This is a genomic window from Arthrobacter sp. UCD-GKA (assembly GCF_001863355.1).
GTDB lineage: Bacteria > Actinomycetota > Actinomycetes > Actinomycetales > Micrococcaceae > Paeniglutamicibacter.
Genome location: NZ_MOLR01000018.1, coordinates 1 through 15,013 on the forward strand (window position 1 = coordinate 1; position 15,013 = coordinate 15,013).

Here is a 15,013-nt window from a genome sequence, read left to right on the forward strand (position 1 = left end):
TCAGGTCCATGATCTTTTCCAGGGCCTGGTCGCGGTCGGGGAACTTGAGCAGGTTCCAGTCGGCGTAGGGGACCAGGACGTATTCGGCCTGGCCGCCGACCCAGCCGCCCATGTCGACGTAGCCGTAGGCGCTTCCGGGGCGGTCGGGGTTCACGTTCAGGCAGATGCCGGTCTTGGCTTCCTTGCAGTTGCGGCAGCGGCCGCAGGAGATGTTGAAGGGGACCGAGACGATGTCCCCGACCTTGAGGAATTCGACGTCGGGTCCGGTTTCGATGACCTCGCCGGTGATTTCGTGGCCCAGGACCAGGCCGGCGGGGGCGGTGGTGCGGCCGCGGACCATGTGCTGGTCGGAGCCGCAGATGTTGGTGGCCACGGTGCGCAGGATGGCCCCGTGGGGGACCTTGCGCCCGATGTTGGACGGGTTCACCCCGGGTCCGTCCTGCAGTTCGAAGGTGGGGTAGGGGGTGTCGATGACCTCGACGATTCCCGGCGACTTGTAGGCGACGGCTTTGTTACCTGACATTGAATGGCTCCTATGTGTTGGCGGTCAAACCTTGGTCGTGATGCTTGTCACGCTAGACTACCTATGAAGATAGTTATTGTCAGTTTCCGTGAAGACTTTTGCGTCGGCTGCTGCTCGTTGCGCATTCATCCGAGGGTGGCATGAGGCGGCGAAGAGGGCCCGAAGAAGCGGATTGAGGCGAAAGCGGCAGGTGCGCCGGCGAACCCGCCGGGCCCGCAACGCCACCCGTGGCCGTCCCGGCCACGGACGTTCGTCCACAAGGTGAAACCAGGCCTGTGCGGTGGTTTGTGCGGACCTGCCCCGATCAACTGTCAGTGGCTAGGCGTCGATCACCATGTCGGTCAACGCCGTGGAGCAGCAGGGCAGGAACTTGCCGGCCTCGATCTCCCGTGACCGGATCCCGCCCTGGTGGTTCATCTCGATGTCCCCCGAAAGCTTCACGACCTTGCACGAACCGCACATGCCTTCCTGGCAATTCGCCCCGATCCTGACGCCTGCCTGCTTGGCCACGCCAAGGATCTTCTCCTCGGGATTGATCAGGACGTTGAGGCCCGTGCGAACAAAGGACAGGGTGAGGGTTCCCGTGCCGACGGTGTCGAATGCCGAAACGTCCGGGGCGGAGGGCTCCGCTGTTACTTCGGGTTCCGCTTCGGCCGCCGGGACCTCGGAATCGACGGGGTCCGGTTCGGCAAGGTCGGGATCCGCCGCCTCGAGCAGCAGCCCCGTGGCCTCCAGCGGACCCTCGTCGTCGTAGGCCGGTTCGTACATGCCCAAGGCGGAAGGCTGGCTTTCGTAGTACTCCTCCGCGGAATCGGCGATTTCCTCGGCGATTTCCTCCGCAATCTCCTCGGCCAACGCGACCTCTGCCTGGTATTCCAGGGTCGTCTCGCGGTCTCCTGAGAAGAACTCCATGTGGATGGAGGTGTCGTCGACCCCGACCGCGGCGAGCAGTTCGGACACGTTGTTCAGGTAGCCCTCGGGGCCACAGGCGTAGACCTGGCGTCCGTTGGCGTCCGGCGCCACCTCGTCCAGCATCGCGGTGGACAGCCGGCCGGTGAGGCCGGCCCAGTCCGCGGGCGCGCTGCGGTCGCCCAGGGAGAAATGGACGGTGACGCGCGAATCCACGGTGGCGATGTAGCCCAATTCCTGGTGGAATGCGAAGCCTCCGGGCTCGGCCCCGTGGTAGAGCACCACCACGTCGGCCTGTCCGGGCAGTGAGTGGATGGTCCGCAGCATGGACATGATGGGGGTGATGCCGGCTCCCGCGGCCAGCAGGAGGTAGCGTGCCCGCCGGTCGACGTCGGGCAAGTGGAATGCGCCGACGGGTCCGAGCATTTCAAGCACCGTGCCGGGTCCGATGTTCTCGTGCACCCACGGCGAGACCCGGCCCTTGGGATCGCGCTTCACCGTGATGTCGAAGGTCCAGGGTTTCGTGGGCGAGCTGGACAGGGAGTAGCTGCGGTCCATCGGGTCCCCGCCCTCGCCGTTCACGGGAAAGGCGATGTTCACGTATTGGCCCGGACGGAACGCCAGGGGCGCGCCGTCAAGGCGGCGGAACACGAAGGTCAGCATTCCGCCGACCTCCGGAACGATCTCGACGCATTCGGCCAGGAACTCCTGCGGATGCCAGGGGCCCAGGGCGCGCGCGGCACTGGCCGGTCCCTCGGTGCTGCCCAGCACCCGGTTCCACGGCATTTCCAGGCCGCGGATGCGCTGTGGCTCCTGGTGGGGCGCGGTAATGGTCGTGGTTGTGGACTCGGTCGTGATCTCGGTGGTTGTCGTGGGCTCGCTCATGGTCTCGGTCGCAGTCGTGGGCTCGGTCATGGTCATGGTCACGACAGGTGCTCCTGCACCCGCTGGACGTACCAATTGATGAAGGCCTCGACCTGGTATTCGCTCTTCATGTACGGGCCGGGCTCGTAGGCGGGGCTGTTTGCGCCCTTCTGGCACAGTTCGACGAACGCCTTGTCCTGCAGGTTGGTCTGCTTCCAGGTGTGGGTGAGCTTCTCCAGGTCGTAGTCGTCGCCTTCGACGGCGTCGTCGGCCACCAGCCAGGTGGTGCGCACCAGGGTCTGGTGCTCGGTGACGGGGAATACCGCGAATGTGACGACGTGGTCGCCGAGGAAGTGGAACCAGCTGTTGGGCTGCAGGTGCATCGAGCAGCGGCCCAGGCGGAAGTCGCGCAGGTCCCCGAGCAGCTTCTTGGAGAGCCGGTGGCCGTCGGGCGAGAACGACTCGCCGTCGCCGTCGAGGGATTCGCGGGAGATCCGGATTCCCGCCACGCGGGTGTCGAGCTCCTCGACGACCTTGTAGGGAATGCCGTAGCGCTCGCAGCGCTTTTCGAGCGCGGCCTGGGCCTCGGTGTTGCGGTCCCACACCTCCTCGAGGTGCGGCGGGATGAGGCCCTCCGTCAGGCCCCAGGTGGGGAAGAGGGAGCAGGCGAGTTCCGGGTGGCCGTCGCAGTGGTAGCACTCCCGGTTGTTCTCCATCACGAGCTTCCAGTTGGCCTCTTCGATGATGTTCTGCTGGTAGGCCACCCTCGTCTTGGCCAGGTCGTGCGGCGCCAGGTAGGGCTCGAAGATCTTGGCCGTTTCGTCGAAATCGGCCGGCGGCTCGTCCGCCATGCAGACAAAGATGAGTCCGGCGTATTCGCGGCCGTGGGCGCGTTTGAGGCCGAAGCAGCTCTTGTCGAACTTGGTTTCCCCGGGAGCTGAGGCATGGATCAGGTCGCCGCTGGGGGAGTAGGTCCAGGAGTGGTAGCCGCAGACCATGTTGCCGGTGCTCCCGGCCGATTCGGTCAGGACCCGGGCCCCGCGGTGGCGGCAGACGTTGTGCATGACATTCACGCCGCCCTCGTCGTTGCGCAGGACGATCAAGGAGTAGGGGCCGTAGTCGACGGTGACGTAGTCCCCCGGCTCGGGGAGCTCGGCAACACTTGCGGCGAAGATCCAGTGTTGGCCGAAAACGGCCTGCATGTCTAGCTTGAAAATCGCCGGATTGGTGTAGAACGGCGCGTCGAGGGAGTAGCCTTCCCGCCGCTGGTCGAAGAGTTCGGTGATTTCCGCCAGCTGCTCAGCTGGCAATGGCGAAGCGAGCTTGCCGCGTGAATTGATCGGCACGGTCACTGAAGCAGACATCTGTTTACTCCTCGAAGAGCTGGGTAGGCGTGGGATACGCGGGAACTTACGAGCTTTTTGGTGCGCCGGTGCTGTTGAAAGCGTTGTAGTCATGAGATTAGGGAGGAATGACCTGCAATAAAAGCGCAAGATTTCGCCGGGAATGGTGCAGGATGGGTGCATGATCGATTCACGGCTCACCACGCTCCGGGTGTTTGCCCGATGCGGCACCGTCGCTGCCACCGCGGAGCTCACCGGATACTCGCCTTCCGCCGTATCCGCGCAGCTGCGGGAACTGCAGCGCGTGCTCGGACTGCAGCTGTTGACGAAGGACGGACGGGGCCTGCGCTTGACCGCGACCGGACGATTTCTGGTGACGGGCTCGGATCCGATGATTGCCGAATGGGAGCGCCTGCGGGCCGCGGCGATGGAGGCCGGAGGCCAGATGCAGGCCCATTTTGGGCTGGGGGGCTTTTCCAGCGCCGCCGCCCAACTTCTGGCGCCGCTTGCCGCCACGCTCCGCTCGGTGCACCCCCTGGTCGAAGTCCAGGTGCTTGAGGCCAATCCGGCACGATGCTTCGACCTGCTGGTCGCCGAGCGCATAGACCTGGCCGTCATCGTGGCCATGCAGTCCGACATGCACGCCGACGAAGACCAGCGCTTCGAACAGACCACCTTGCTGAATGACCCCCTCGACGTGATCCTCCCGTCCGACCACCGGCTGGCCACTCGGGAAACGGTGACCCTCGAAGAGCTCGCAACGGACCCGTGGATCACCGAAGCCCCCGGATCCGCCTATCACGCCCTGTTTACGGCGGCGTTCACCGCTGTCGGGGTGACTCCGCGAATCGCCCACGAGGCTGTCGAGTGGGAAACCCAGATTGCCTTCGTAGGTGCCGGGTTGGGGGTCGGCCTGTTGCCGCGGCTGGCCACCCTGGGAAGCGCGGAGAACGTGACCCGACTGCCCATTTCGGGCAGGGGAAAACCCTCGCGCAGGATCGTTGCTGCCGTTCGCAAGGGCAGCATCGGCTCGCCGCTGATCAAGGATTCCCTGGCGATCCTGCAGGACCGGGCGAAGCGAATCCTCACCGAGCGCCTCGAGGACGAGCTGTAACGCCGCGTGTCCATCGACCCGTCGTTCGGCGGCACAGGCAGGCACTTCCCATAACCTCGCCTGCATCGCGAGCGCTTGCTACGCAGGCCGCCGCGCCGGTCCTCGAAACCGCGGGCCGATCACTGGTTCGAGAGGTCGCCATGCCCGTTTCCAGGCTTGCCTCCAAGCGGCGCGAGTTCACCGCCTTCGAACCACCTGCCCCGATTGCCCGGAGTCCCCGCCGCGTCAGGTGGGCGCGTGCCGGGGTTTTTGGGACGCTTGACTTTCCCTTGTGAGGTGCGCCACGATTGTTGCTCGTAGCGCTTGCTGTTGATCCATGTGAACCACTGTCCACCCGTTCCCAACAGAACCACAGTATGGAAAGGACCGGGTCTACGATGCGCTAGGCCGGCCCTGACCGAATAAGTCTTGCCGGCCAACCGCTGGGTCGAATGCCGACTGCGCATCTCGGATTCCACCCTGCGCACCTTCGGGGTAGGCCCTTCCACGGCCTATCCGCCAGCGCGCTCCGAGGCTGCCGCCATGATCCGCGGCGCCAGCAGGTCCGAAGGGCCCACGCAACCGCCACCACTTCAGTTGGGTGTCGGCCCCGTGGCATAACCGAGCAGGGCGGCGGGCACGCCGTCCGTGGTCCAACCACGCCCACAGCATCCCCCAGGCAAAGGAATATTCCATGGCTTTGAACACCCAAGAAGTCCTCTCCGATGAGCCGGAAGGGAGCCCGCTTGAGAGTCCGGTCGAGAGCCCGGGGGTGGAGTCCCGGCCCCCGGACGATTCCGCGATCCTGCAGGAGCTGAAGGACAGCGAATCGGAGCGAACGGCCACCCGGAGCATTACCCGCCTTCCCGCGGGGCTGGACAAGGTGACCTTCGGCGTTGCCGGTGTCTTCGCCGTGGCCTTCGTGGCCTGGGGCCTGGTCAACACCGCCTCGCTCTCGTCTGCCTCCACCGCGGCCCTGTCCTGGGTCACCGAGAACACCGGGTGGTTCTTTGTCTCGCTGGCCTCCTTCTTTGTGATCTTCGTGCTCTGGCTGGCACTGGGACGCTTCGGAAACATCCCGCTGGGGCGCGACGGGGAAAAGCCCGAATTCCGCACCGTCTCCTGGATCTCGATGATGTTCAGCGCCGGAATGGGGATCGGCCTGGTCTTCTATGGCGTGGCCGAGCCGCTCTACCACTATGTTTCTCCGCCCCCGGGAACGGTTGACGGGAGCACTCCCGAGGCCATCCAAACGGCCATGGCCACCTCCATCTTCCACTGGAGCCTCCACCCTTGGGCCATGTTCGCAGTGGTGGGCATCGCGATGGCATATTCGACCTTCCGGTTGGGGCGCCGCCAGCTCATCTCCTCGGCTTTCACCTCCTTGTTTGGTCCGCGCGTCGACGGGCCCGTCGGCAAGATCGTGAACATCCTGGCCATCTTCGCCACGCTCTTCGGCACCGCCGCCTCCCTGGGTCTCGGTGCCATGCAGATTGCCAGCGGCATCGAATTCAACGGCTGGGTCGGCCATGTGGCCTCCCCGGTGCTGGTCGTGGTGATCGCGGTGCTGACCATCTGCTTCGTGCTCTCCGCGGTCTCGGGGATCTCCCGGGGCATCCAGTGGCTCTCCAACATCAACATGGTCCTGGCCCTGCTGCTGGCCGTGATCGTCTTCGTGCTGGGCCCCACCTTGTTGATCCTCAATCTGGTGCCCTCGGCCATCGGCGACTTCGTACGCGACCTGCCCTCGATGGCCTCGCGCACCGAGGCTGCCGGCGACGAAGCGGTGCGCGAGTGGATGTCGAGCTGGACCATCTTCTACTGGGCCTGGTGGGTGTCCTGGGCCCCGTTCGTGGGCATGTTCATCGCCCGGATCAGCCGCGGGCGCACCATCCGCCAGTTCGTCACCGGCGTGCTGCTGGTTCCGTCCCTGGTCTCCGTCATCTGGTTCTCGATCTTCGGCGGGGCCGCCTTCAACGTCCAGCTCAAGGCGGAAGCCTCCAACGGGGCCACCGGTTCGATGGTCGAAATGGTCAACGGGGAACCGTCCATCGACTTCGAGGGCGCGATGTTCGACTTGATCCAGCACCTGGGCACCTCCCCGGGCATCACCCTGGCCATTGCCATCCTGGCCATGGTGCTGGTGGGCATCTTCTTCGTGACCGGGGCCGACTCCGCCTCGATCGTGATGGGCTCGCTGAGCACCAACGGGCACATGCACCCCTCCAAGCGCGTGGTCGTCTTTTGGGGAGTGCTCACCGGGGCGGTGGCGGCGACCATGCTGCTGGCCGGGGGGAACAACCCCGGGCAGGCGCTGAACGGGCTGAAGAACATCACCATCGTCTCCGCGCTGCCCTTCGCGGTCGTCATGTTCATCCTGTGCATTGCCTTGGTCAAGGACCTGCGCCGCGACCCGCTGGCGCTGCGCAAGAAGCTGGCCGACTCGGTGGTCGAGAGGGCCATCCGCACCGCCGTGGACGAACACGGCGGGGTGCCCTTCGAGCTGGTGACCAAGCACGACTGCACCGACGCCTGTGAATCCGAGGACCGCTGTCCGGCCAAGTGCGCCGACGACTGAAGACCCGCAGCGGTCCGCGTGCCACGGGCCCGCGGCCCGCTGCCGCGCTAGGGTCGTTTCTCGGGCCCATGCCCCGGGACGTTCCTGCTGCCCCGAGCCATCCAGCACATGGCTTGGGGCAGACCCGTTTAAGCGGGGCATGTCAAGCGGCAGACCGATTCCATCAGTGCCGGGCTGCGCGGCCCATCACGCCGGTCCTGACGGTTCCAACCGGATGGAGTCCTACGCCGCGCTGGCCGGACCGTCGTTCATTCGGCGACCGGGTCCTTCCGGGCGCGTCGCTTCCCGCGTTCACCTTTGCTCCAAGGCCCGGAGCCGGAGGCCCGACGGGTTGGAACGTCGATTCCCCGGCCGGGCACCAATCCCGCGGCAGACCCCTTGTCCGGCCTGCGGCAAACTGATAAAGTTCATTTAGTGAACAAGCGTTCGCGATGCGAACATTTCAGATCAGGAAGCCAGGACCCCACACCATGAAGCAGGCGTACCTCTACGACGCGATCCGCACCCCCTTCGGCAAGATCGGCGGAAGCCTTTCCTCCCACCGCCCCGACGACCTGGCCGCGCACGTGGTCCGCGAACTCGTCGCCCGCGCACCGCAGCTGGATCCGGCCTCCATCGACGAATCGATCTTCGGCAACGCCAACGGTGCCGGCGAGGAAAACCGCAACGTGGCCCGCATGGCCACCCTGCTGGCCGGCCTGCCCACCTCGCTGCCCGGCACCACGATGAACCGCCTCTGCGGTTCCTCTCTGGATGCGGCCATCGCCGCCTCCCGCCAGGTCAACACGGACGACGCGGACCTCGTCCTGGTCGGCGGCGTCGAATCCATGAGCCGCGCCCCGTGGGTGCTGCCCAAGACCGAGCGCCCCTTCCCGATGGCCAACCTCGAACTGGCCAACACCACCCTGGGTTGGCGCCTGGTCAACCCGGCCATGCCCAAGGAATGGACCGTGTCCCTGGGCGAGGCCACCGAGCAGCTGCGCGAAAAGTACGAGGTCACCCGCGAAGACCAGGACGAGTTCGCCGCACTCTCGCACAAGCTCGCGGCCGAGGCCTGGGCCAATGGCAAGTACAACAACCTCGTGGTCGCGGTTCCCCCGGCCAACAAGCGCGGCACCGAGGTGACCATGGATGAAACCATCCGTCCCGGCACCACCGCCGAGACCCTCGCCGGGCTGCGCACCGTCTTCCGCGACGCCGCCACCGGAACCGTCACCGCCGGCAACGCCTCGCCGATGAACGACGGCGCCTCGGCGGCCTTCATCGGCTCCGAGCGCGGTGGCGAGCTGCTGGGAACCGCGCCGCTGGCCCGCATCGCCGGCCGCGCCTCCTCCGCCCTGGACCCGCAGTACTTCGGCTTCGCCCCGGTCGAGGCCGCCAACAAGGCGCTGGCCAAGGCCGGCATCTCCTGGTCGGACGTCGCCGCGGTCGAGCTCAACGAGGCCTTCGCCGCCCAGTCGCTGGCCTGCGTCCGCGCCTGGGGCATCGACGCTTCAATCGTCAACGCCTGGGGCGGCGCACTGTCCATCGGCCACCCGCTGGGCGCTTCCGGCCTGCGCATCCTGGGCACCCTGGCCCGCCGCCTGCAGGAGAACAACCAGCGCTGGGGCGTGGCGGCGATCTGCATCGGCGTCGGCCAGGGCCTGGCGGTCGTGCTGGAAAACCCGAACGCCACCGCCTAATCACCCTCGGGGGATTTGAACCCCCGGTGGTTTCGAAACCAGACTTAAGGAGAAACCCACGATGGCACCACGCATCGCCGCCACCGCTGCAGAAGCAGTGGCAAACATCCACGACGGGGCAACCGTCATGATCGGCGGCTTCGGCAACGCCGGCCAGCCGATGGAACTGATTGACGCGCTCATGGACTGCGGCGCCACCAACCTCACGGTCGTGAACAACAACGCCGGCCAGGCCGATGCCGGCCTGGCGCTGTTGATCAAGGAACGCCGCGTCGCGAAGGTCATCTGCTCCTTCCCGCGCCAATCCGACTCATGGCACTTCGACGAGGCCTACCGCGCCGGCGAGCTCGAGCTCGAGCTGGTCCCGCAGGGCAACCTGGCCGAGCGCATCCGTGCGGCCGGTGCCGGCATCGGCGGGTTCTTCACCCCCACCGGCTACGGAACCATGCTGGCCGAGGGCAAGGAGACCCGCGTGATCGACGGAAAGGGCTACGTGCTCGAGACCCCGATCAACGCCGACTTTGCACTGATCAAGGCGCTGCGCGCCGACGAACTGGGCAACCTCGTCTACCGCAAGACCGCACGGAACTTCGGTCCCATCATGGCCACCGCAGCCAAGCAGTCCATCGTGCAGGTTTCCGAGATCGTCTCCACCGGCTCGCTGGACCCGGAAAACGTCATCACCCCCGGTATCTTCGTCGATACCCTGGTCACCATCGGAGGCAACAACTAATGAGCACCGAAACCACCACCTTCACCACCACCGACGCCGCGTTGACCCGCGACGAGATGGCCAAGATCGTCGCCGCCGACATCCCGGCCGGCGCCTTCGTGAACCTGGGCATCGGCCAGCCGACCAACGTCTCCAACTTCCTCACCGCCGAACAGGGCGTCACCCTGCACACCGAGAACGGCATGCTGGGCATGGGCCCGGTCGCCACCGGCGATGACATCGACGAGGACCTGATCAACGCCGGCAAGATCCCGGTTACAGAACTGCCCGGAGCCAGCTACTTCCACCATGCGGACTCGTTCGCGATGATGCGCGGCGGACACCTGGACGTTTGTGTCCTGGGTGCCTTCCAGGTCTCCGGCGGCGGCGACCTGGCCAACTGGCACACCGGCGCCCCGGGCGCGATCCCGGCCGTGGGCGGGGCCATGGACCTGGCCATCGGCGCCAAGGCCACCTGGGTCATGATGGGCCTGTTCACCAAGACCGGCGAATCCAAGCTGGTCGAGGCCCTGACCTACCCGGTCACCGGGCTGGGCTGCGTCTCGCGCATCTACACCGAGTCGGCCATCTTCGAGCTGGCCGACGGCACCGTCACCGTGCGCTCCACGCACGGCATCACCTTCGAGGAGCTCGCCGAGCGCCTGCCGGTGGAATTGGTGAAGGCCGCCTAGGCAGTACATTGGTGGGTGCGGCTTGCGGGTTTTCCCGTCGGCCGCACCCCCGTCGCCCGCGCACATGCACGCGCGGGCACAGCTATTTATAGGCATAACCCCCGTAGGAGCAAGATCAGATGAGCCAGGAAACCGGCACCCCGTCCGCGGGCGGTTCGACCTCGGTCCAGTCCCTGGCCCGCGGCCTGGACGTCATCTGCGCCTTCGACGCCGAGCACCCCTCGATGACCCTGAGCGAGGTCGCCAAGCGCGTGAACCTCTCCCGGGCCACGGCCCGCCGCTTCCTGCTGACCCTGCAGGAACTGGGCTACGTGCGTTCGGACGGCAAGTTCTTCGAACTGACCTCCAAGGTCCTGCAGCTGGGCTACTCCTACCTCTCCAGTGCCACCCTGCCCCAGCTCATGGAACCTGTGCTCGAGGAACTTTCCTCGAAGGTCCACGAGTCGGCCTCAGCCTCGGTGCTCGAGGGCGCCCAGATCCTTTACATCGCCCGGGTGCACACCCGCTCGATCATGCGCGTGGGGATCTCGGTGGGCACCAGGTTCCCGGCGACCAACACCTCGATGGGCAGGGTGCTGCTGGCCTACCAGGCGCCCGGGGTGCTGGAACAACTGCTGGAAGGCGGCATGCCGAGCCCGACCGGGCACGGCATCGGCACCGTCGCAGAGCTGCGGGCCGAACTGGAACGGGTTCGGGCCCGGGGCTACGCGATCGTCGACCAGGAACTGGAGATCGGGCTGCGCTCGGTCGCCGTCCCGGTGTTCAGCCCCGACGGCAGCATCGCCGCGGCCATGAACGTGTCCATGAGCGTGGGCCCGGCGTCGCACACCGGCGCGCAGGAAGCCGCCGATGCGGTGCTTCCGGCGCTGCAGCAGGCCGCAGCGCAGGTCCAGGACGCGCTGGCCGCGAGCCGCTAGGAGGAACCGCCGGGGTTCCGGGCGAACTTCGCCGAGTCCATCCAGCCGCCCGGTGGCATTGTGCCGCGAATATTCCTGTGACTTGGGTCGGTTCGTCGGCGGCAACAAGGGCCGGAAGCATGCCGCCGGGTTGGCAACCTTCCTCGGAGGCGTGCGTTGCCGCACGAGCCATGTGCACAAACGGCTGCCCGAGATGCCAATGGAAGCCCTTCACGATTTCTGTGATCCGGGTCATACTCATGGGGTGATCGGCAGGCGGCAATTGCCCCAGGTGCCATCCATGGACCCCGGAGGTTGAAAGTGGCTTCATCCAACTCCAGCAGCACCAGCATTCAGGAACGCAAGGGACTCAAGCGCGTCGTTGTCGCCTCGATGGCCGGTACGGTCGTCGAGTGGTACGAATTCTTCTTGTATGCGACCGCGGCAACGCTGGTCTTCAACAAGATCTTCTTCCCCGAAGCGGCGAACGAGCTGGACAACATCATCAAGGCGTTCCTGACCTACGCCGTCGGCTTCATTGCCCGGCCCATCGGTGGCATCGTCTTTGGGCACTTCGGCGACAAGTACGGCCGCAAGCACCTGCTGCAGGTCGCCATCGTTCTGGTGGGTGTCACCACGTTCCTCATGGGCTGCCTGCCGACGTTCGATGCCATCGGCTATGCGGCACCGGTGCTACTGGTTATCCTGCGCTTCTTCCAGGGCTTCGCGGTCGGCGGCGAATGGGGTGGAGCTGTCCTCCTGGTTGCCGAACACGCGCCCGACAAGGAACGCGGGTTCTGGGCATCCTGGCCGCAGGCGGCGGTGCCGGCAGGCAACCTGCTCGCCACCATTGTGCTGTTGGTGCTTTCCTCGACGCTGTCCGAGGAGGCCTTCCTGGCCTGGGGCTGGCGCATTGGTTTCTGGCTCTCGGTGGTGATCGTCGCGGTGGGCTACTACGTGCGCACCCGGATTTCCGACGCCCCGATCTTCCAGGAGGCCAAGGCCGAGCTGGAGCAGAACGCGGAGGCCGGATACGGCGTGGCCGAGGTCTTCCGTCGCTACCCGCGCGGCGTGTTCACCGCCATGGGCCTGCGGCTGGGCGAGAACATCCTCTACTACATGGTGGTGACGTTCTCGATCACCTACCTGAAGACCCAGCTGAAGATGGACACCTCGACCATCCTGATGCTGATGTTGGTGGCGCACGCGATCCACTTTGCCGTGGTTCCGGTGATCGGCCGCTACACGGACAAGCTGGGCCGCCGGCCGGTGTACGCGCTGGGCGCCTCGCTGATGCTGGTCTGGGGCTTTGTGGCCTTCCCGCTGTTCAACACGCAGAACGACTTCGTGATCCTGCTGGTGGTCGTGGCGGGCCTGCTGGTCCACGGCCTGATGTACGCCGGGCAGCCGGCCATCATGGCCGAGATGTTCCCGACCCGCATGCGCTATTCCGGGGTCTCCCTGGGCTACCAGGTCACCTCGATCGTGGCCGGCTCGATGGCGCCGATCATCGCCACCTTCCTGCTGAGCATCTACGGGTCGTGGGTGCCGGTGGCCATCTACATCGGCATCGCGGCCATCATCACCCTGGCCGTCGTGTACTCGATGCGTGAAACCAATGGCATTTCCCTGCACGACATCGACGAGGCCGACCGGGCCCGGACGATCGTCATCAACACCGAGGCAACGGAGGCCGCCGCACGCGACAGCGTGAAGTAGCCGCGTGGCAACCATGCCCGGGGGAGCGGCGGTCGCCGGCCCCCCCGGGCATGTGCGTGCCCGGTGTCCTACGCTGCGGCCTCCGCCATTGCGGCAACGGCCGCCTGGACCGCGGGGTTGCGCAGTGCCTCCTCGCGTCCCACCACCCAGTAGGTGGCGGCGTGCGCGTAGTCGCCGGGCAACAGGCGTACCAGGTCGGGCTCGAGGTCGGCCAGGAAATCCGGCAGGATCCCGATCCCGGCTGCGGCCTTGGTCGCCGCGATGTGCGAGAACACGCTGGTGGAGGTGATGCCCCGGGGCATCGGCGGCAGCGACTCGGTCGCGCTGTCCAGCTCGTCGATGGTCAGTGCGGATTCCACGTAGTAGTTCAGCCGGTGCGACACGAGCTCGGCAATGGCCTGCGGTTCCCCGTGCAGTTCCAGGTACTCGAGGGAGGCGTAGAGCCCCAGGTGGTAGGTGAGCAGCTCGGTGGCCACCGCCTTGTGCACATGGGGCTTGCCCACGACCACTTCCAGGTCGACGCCCGAACGGGTCTGCCGGGCGCGCTGGGTGGCGCTCATGAGCTCGACGGCCAGCCGCGGGTGCCGGCGCTGCAGTGCAGCCATGGCCGGGGTCGCAAAATGCGCGGCGAAGGCGTCGGGCACGCCGATGCGGACGGTCCCGGCGAGCTCACCGCTGGTCCGCGTCTCGGTGAGTCCCGCGACCGCCCGTTCGATCTCCTCGGCCGCGCCCAGGGCCCGCCGGCCCAGGTCCGTGACCTCCCAGCCGGAAGGCGTGCGCGTGAGCACCCGGCCTCCCATGGCCTTCTCCAGAGCTGCAATGCGGCGCGAGACGGTCGAGTGGTTGACTCCCAGCACGTCGGCGGCCGCGGTGTAGCGCCCGAGCCGCGCCACCGAGAGAAAGGTGATTAGGGATTCCAGGTGGTGGTGGTCGATGCTGCGTTCCATGCACTCATTGTGCGTTGATGCACATGAATGGTGCAAACGTGGGTCCGTGATGTGCGTTGAACGCGAGGATATTCGCACCTAGTGTGGTGCCTATCACGGCCCGAGCGGGCAGGGAACGGCACAGGAGGAATCATGGCAGTTTACGGCTGGATCGGACTCGGGAACATGGGCGGTCCGATGACCGCGAATCTCGTGGCGGCCGGGCACCAGGTCAAGGGCTACGACCTGAACCCGGACGCCTGCATCGCGGCGAAGGAGCGCGGCGTCGAGATCGCCGGCAGTATCGCCGAGGCGGTGCAGGGATCCGACGCGGTCTTCACCATGCTGCCCAAGGGCGAACACGTCCGCGCCGTGTACGAGGGCGAGAACGGGATCTGGGCCCACGCCAGCGCCGACACCCTGCTGCTGGACAGCTCGACGGTCGACATCGAAACCTCGCGCTTCTGCCACGATGGCTCCAGTGCCCGCGGCCTGAAGTTCGTCGACGCCCCGGTCTCCGGCGGGATCTCCGGAGCCGCCGCGGCAACCCTGGCCTTCATGGTCGGGGGACTGGCCGAGCACACCGCCGAGGCCGTCGGGCACATCGAGCCCATGGCAGGAAAGACCATCGTCGCGGGCGCAGCGACGGCGGGCATCGCCGCGAAGATCTGCAACAACATGATGCTCTTCATCGACCTGATGGCCTCGGCCGAGGGTTCCCAGCTGGCCGAAAAGCTCGGGCTGGATCCGAAGGTCTTCTGGGAGATCGCCTCGGTCTCCTCCGGACGCTCTTGGGCGCAGCAGACCTGGTACCCGGTGCCGGGGGTCATCGACAGTGCGGCGGCCAACAACAACTTCGACGCCACCTTCCGGGTGGACCTCGCCCGCAAGGACGTGGGCCTGGCCCTGGACGCCGGGGAGATGACCGGGGTCAAGCTCCCCGCCGCGACCCTCGCGCGCGAGCACTTTGATGCGCTGATTGCCGAGGGGCTCGGGGAGAAGGACTGCTCGCTGATCGTCAAGAACGTTTCGCCCGACGGCACCGTTGCCGGCTACACCCAGGAGAAGAACTAACC

General features: G+C 66.4%; 12 protein-coding genes. 8 read left to right on the plus strand and 4 right to left on the minus strand.

The window, feature by feature from the left end; genetic code table 11:
* The 3 genes from BLJ79_RS21190 to BLJ79_RS21200 form a co-directional block, all read right to left on the minus strand.
* Nucleotides 1-523 (minus strand): alcohol dehydrogenase catalytic domain-containing protein (locus BLJ79_RS21190; protein WP_175475564.1); only part of this gene is annotated, 523 nt, incomplete at its 3' end.
* Between the two features lie 318 nt (nt 524-841).
* Nucleotides 842-2,218: a ferredoxin reductase gene (locus BLJ79_RS21195; protein ID WP_286135857.1), complete on the minus strand. Its 1,377-nt coding sequence runs from the start codon at nt 2,216-2,218 to the stop codon at nt 842-844.
* Nucleotides 2,219-2,355: 137 nt separating this feature from the next.
* Nucleotides 2,356-3,660 (minus strand): aromatic ring-hydroxylating oxygenase subunit alpha, encoded by a 1,305-nt coding sequence (locus BLJ79_RS21200; protein WP_071216802.1) that lies wholly within the window; start codon nt 3,658-3,660, stop codon nt 2,356-2,358.
* Nucleotides 3,661-3,820: 160 nt separating this feature from the next.
* On the opposite strand from BLJ79_RS21200, the gene BLJ79_RS21205 reads away from it, so the two are divergent.
* The 7 genes from BLJ79_RS21205 (at nt 3,821) to BLJ79_RS21235 (ending at nt 13,011) form a co-directional block, all read left to right on the plus strand.
* Nucleotides 3,821-4,753 (plus strand): LysR family transcriptional regulator, encoded by a 933-nt coding sequence (locus BLJ79_RS21205; RefSeq protein ID WP_071216835.1) that lies wholly within the window; start codon nt 3,821-3,823, stop codon nt 4,751-4,753.
* Nucleotides 4,754-5,426: 673 nt separating this feature from the next.
* Complete coding sequence (locus BLJ79_RS21210) at nt 5,427-7,310, plus strand: BCCT family transporter (RefSeq protein WP_071216803.1); 1,884 nt, start codon at nt 5,427-5,429, stop codon at nt 7,308-7,310.
* A gap of 470 nt (nt 7,311-7,780) precedes the next feature.
* A complete protein-coding gene (locus BLJ79_RS21215; protein ID WP_071216804.1) occupies nt 7,781-8,992 on the plus strand; it encodes a thiolase family protein in 1,212 nt (403 codons plus the stop codon).
* A gap of 61 nt (nt 8,993-9,053) precedes the next feature.
* Nucleotides 9,054-9,725, plus strand: coding sequence for a 3-oxoacid CoA-transferase subunit A (locus tag BLJ79_RS21220; protein WP_071216805.1), 672 nt, complete (start codon nt 9,054-9,056; stop codon nt 9,723-9,725).
* Nucleotides 9,725-10,396 (plus strand): 3-oxoacid CoA-transferase subunit B, encoded by a 672-nt coding sequence (locus BLJ79_RS21225; protein ID WP_071216806.1) that lies wholly within the window; start codon nt 9,725-9,727, stop codon nt 10,394-10,396. Before BLJ79_RS21220 ends, BLJ79_RS21225 begins: the two co-directional genes overlap by 1 nt.
* Nucleotides 10,397-10,515: 119 nt before the next feature.
* The gene (locus tag BLJ79_RS21230; protein ID WP_071216807.1) at nt 10,516-11,313 is read left to right on the plus strand and encodes an IclR family transcriptional regulator domain-containing protein; all 798 of its coding nucleotides are present in this window, start codon (nt 10,516-10,518) and stop codon (nt 11,311-11,313) included.
* A 300-nt stretch (nt 11,314-11,613) separates the two neighbouring features.
* Nucleotides 11,614-13,011 (plus strand): MFS transporter, encoded by a 1,398-nt coding sequence (locus BLJ79_RS21235; protein ID WP_071216808.1) that lies wholly within the window; start codon nt 11,614-11,616, stop codon nt 13,009-13,011.
* 68 nt (nt 13,012-13,079) lie between these two features.
* Here the strand turns inward: BLJ79_RS21235 and BLJ79_RS21240 are convergent, their stop codons facing one another.
* Complete coding sequence (locus BLJ79_RS21240) at nt 13,080-13,958, minus strand: LysR family transcriptional regulator (RefSeq protein ID WP_071216809.1); 879 nt, start codon at nt 13,956-13,958, stop codon at nt 13,080-13,082.
* A 132-nt stretch (nt 13,959-14,090) separates the two neighbouring features.
* Between BLJ79_RS21240 and mmsB the strand changes: the two genes are divergently transcribed.
* Nucleotides 14,091-15,011: a 3-hydroxyisobutyrate dehydrogenase gene (mmsB, locus tag BLJ79_RS21245; protein WP_071216810.1), complete on the plus strand. Its 921-nt coding sequence runs from the start codon at nt 14,091-14,093 to the stop codon at nt 15,009-15,011.
* Nucleotides 15,012-15,013 lie beyond the last annotated feature (2 nt).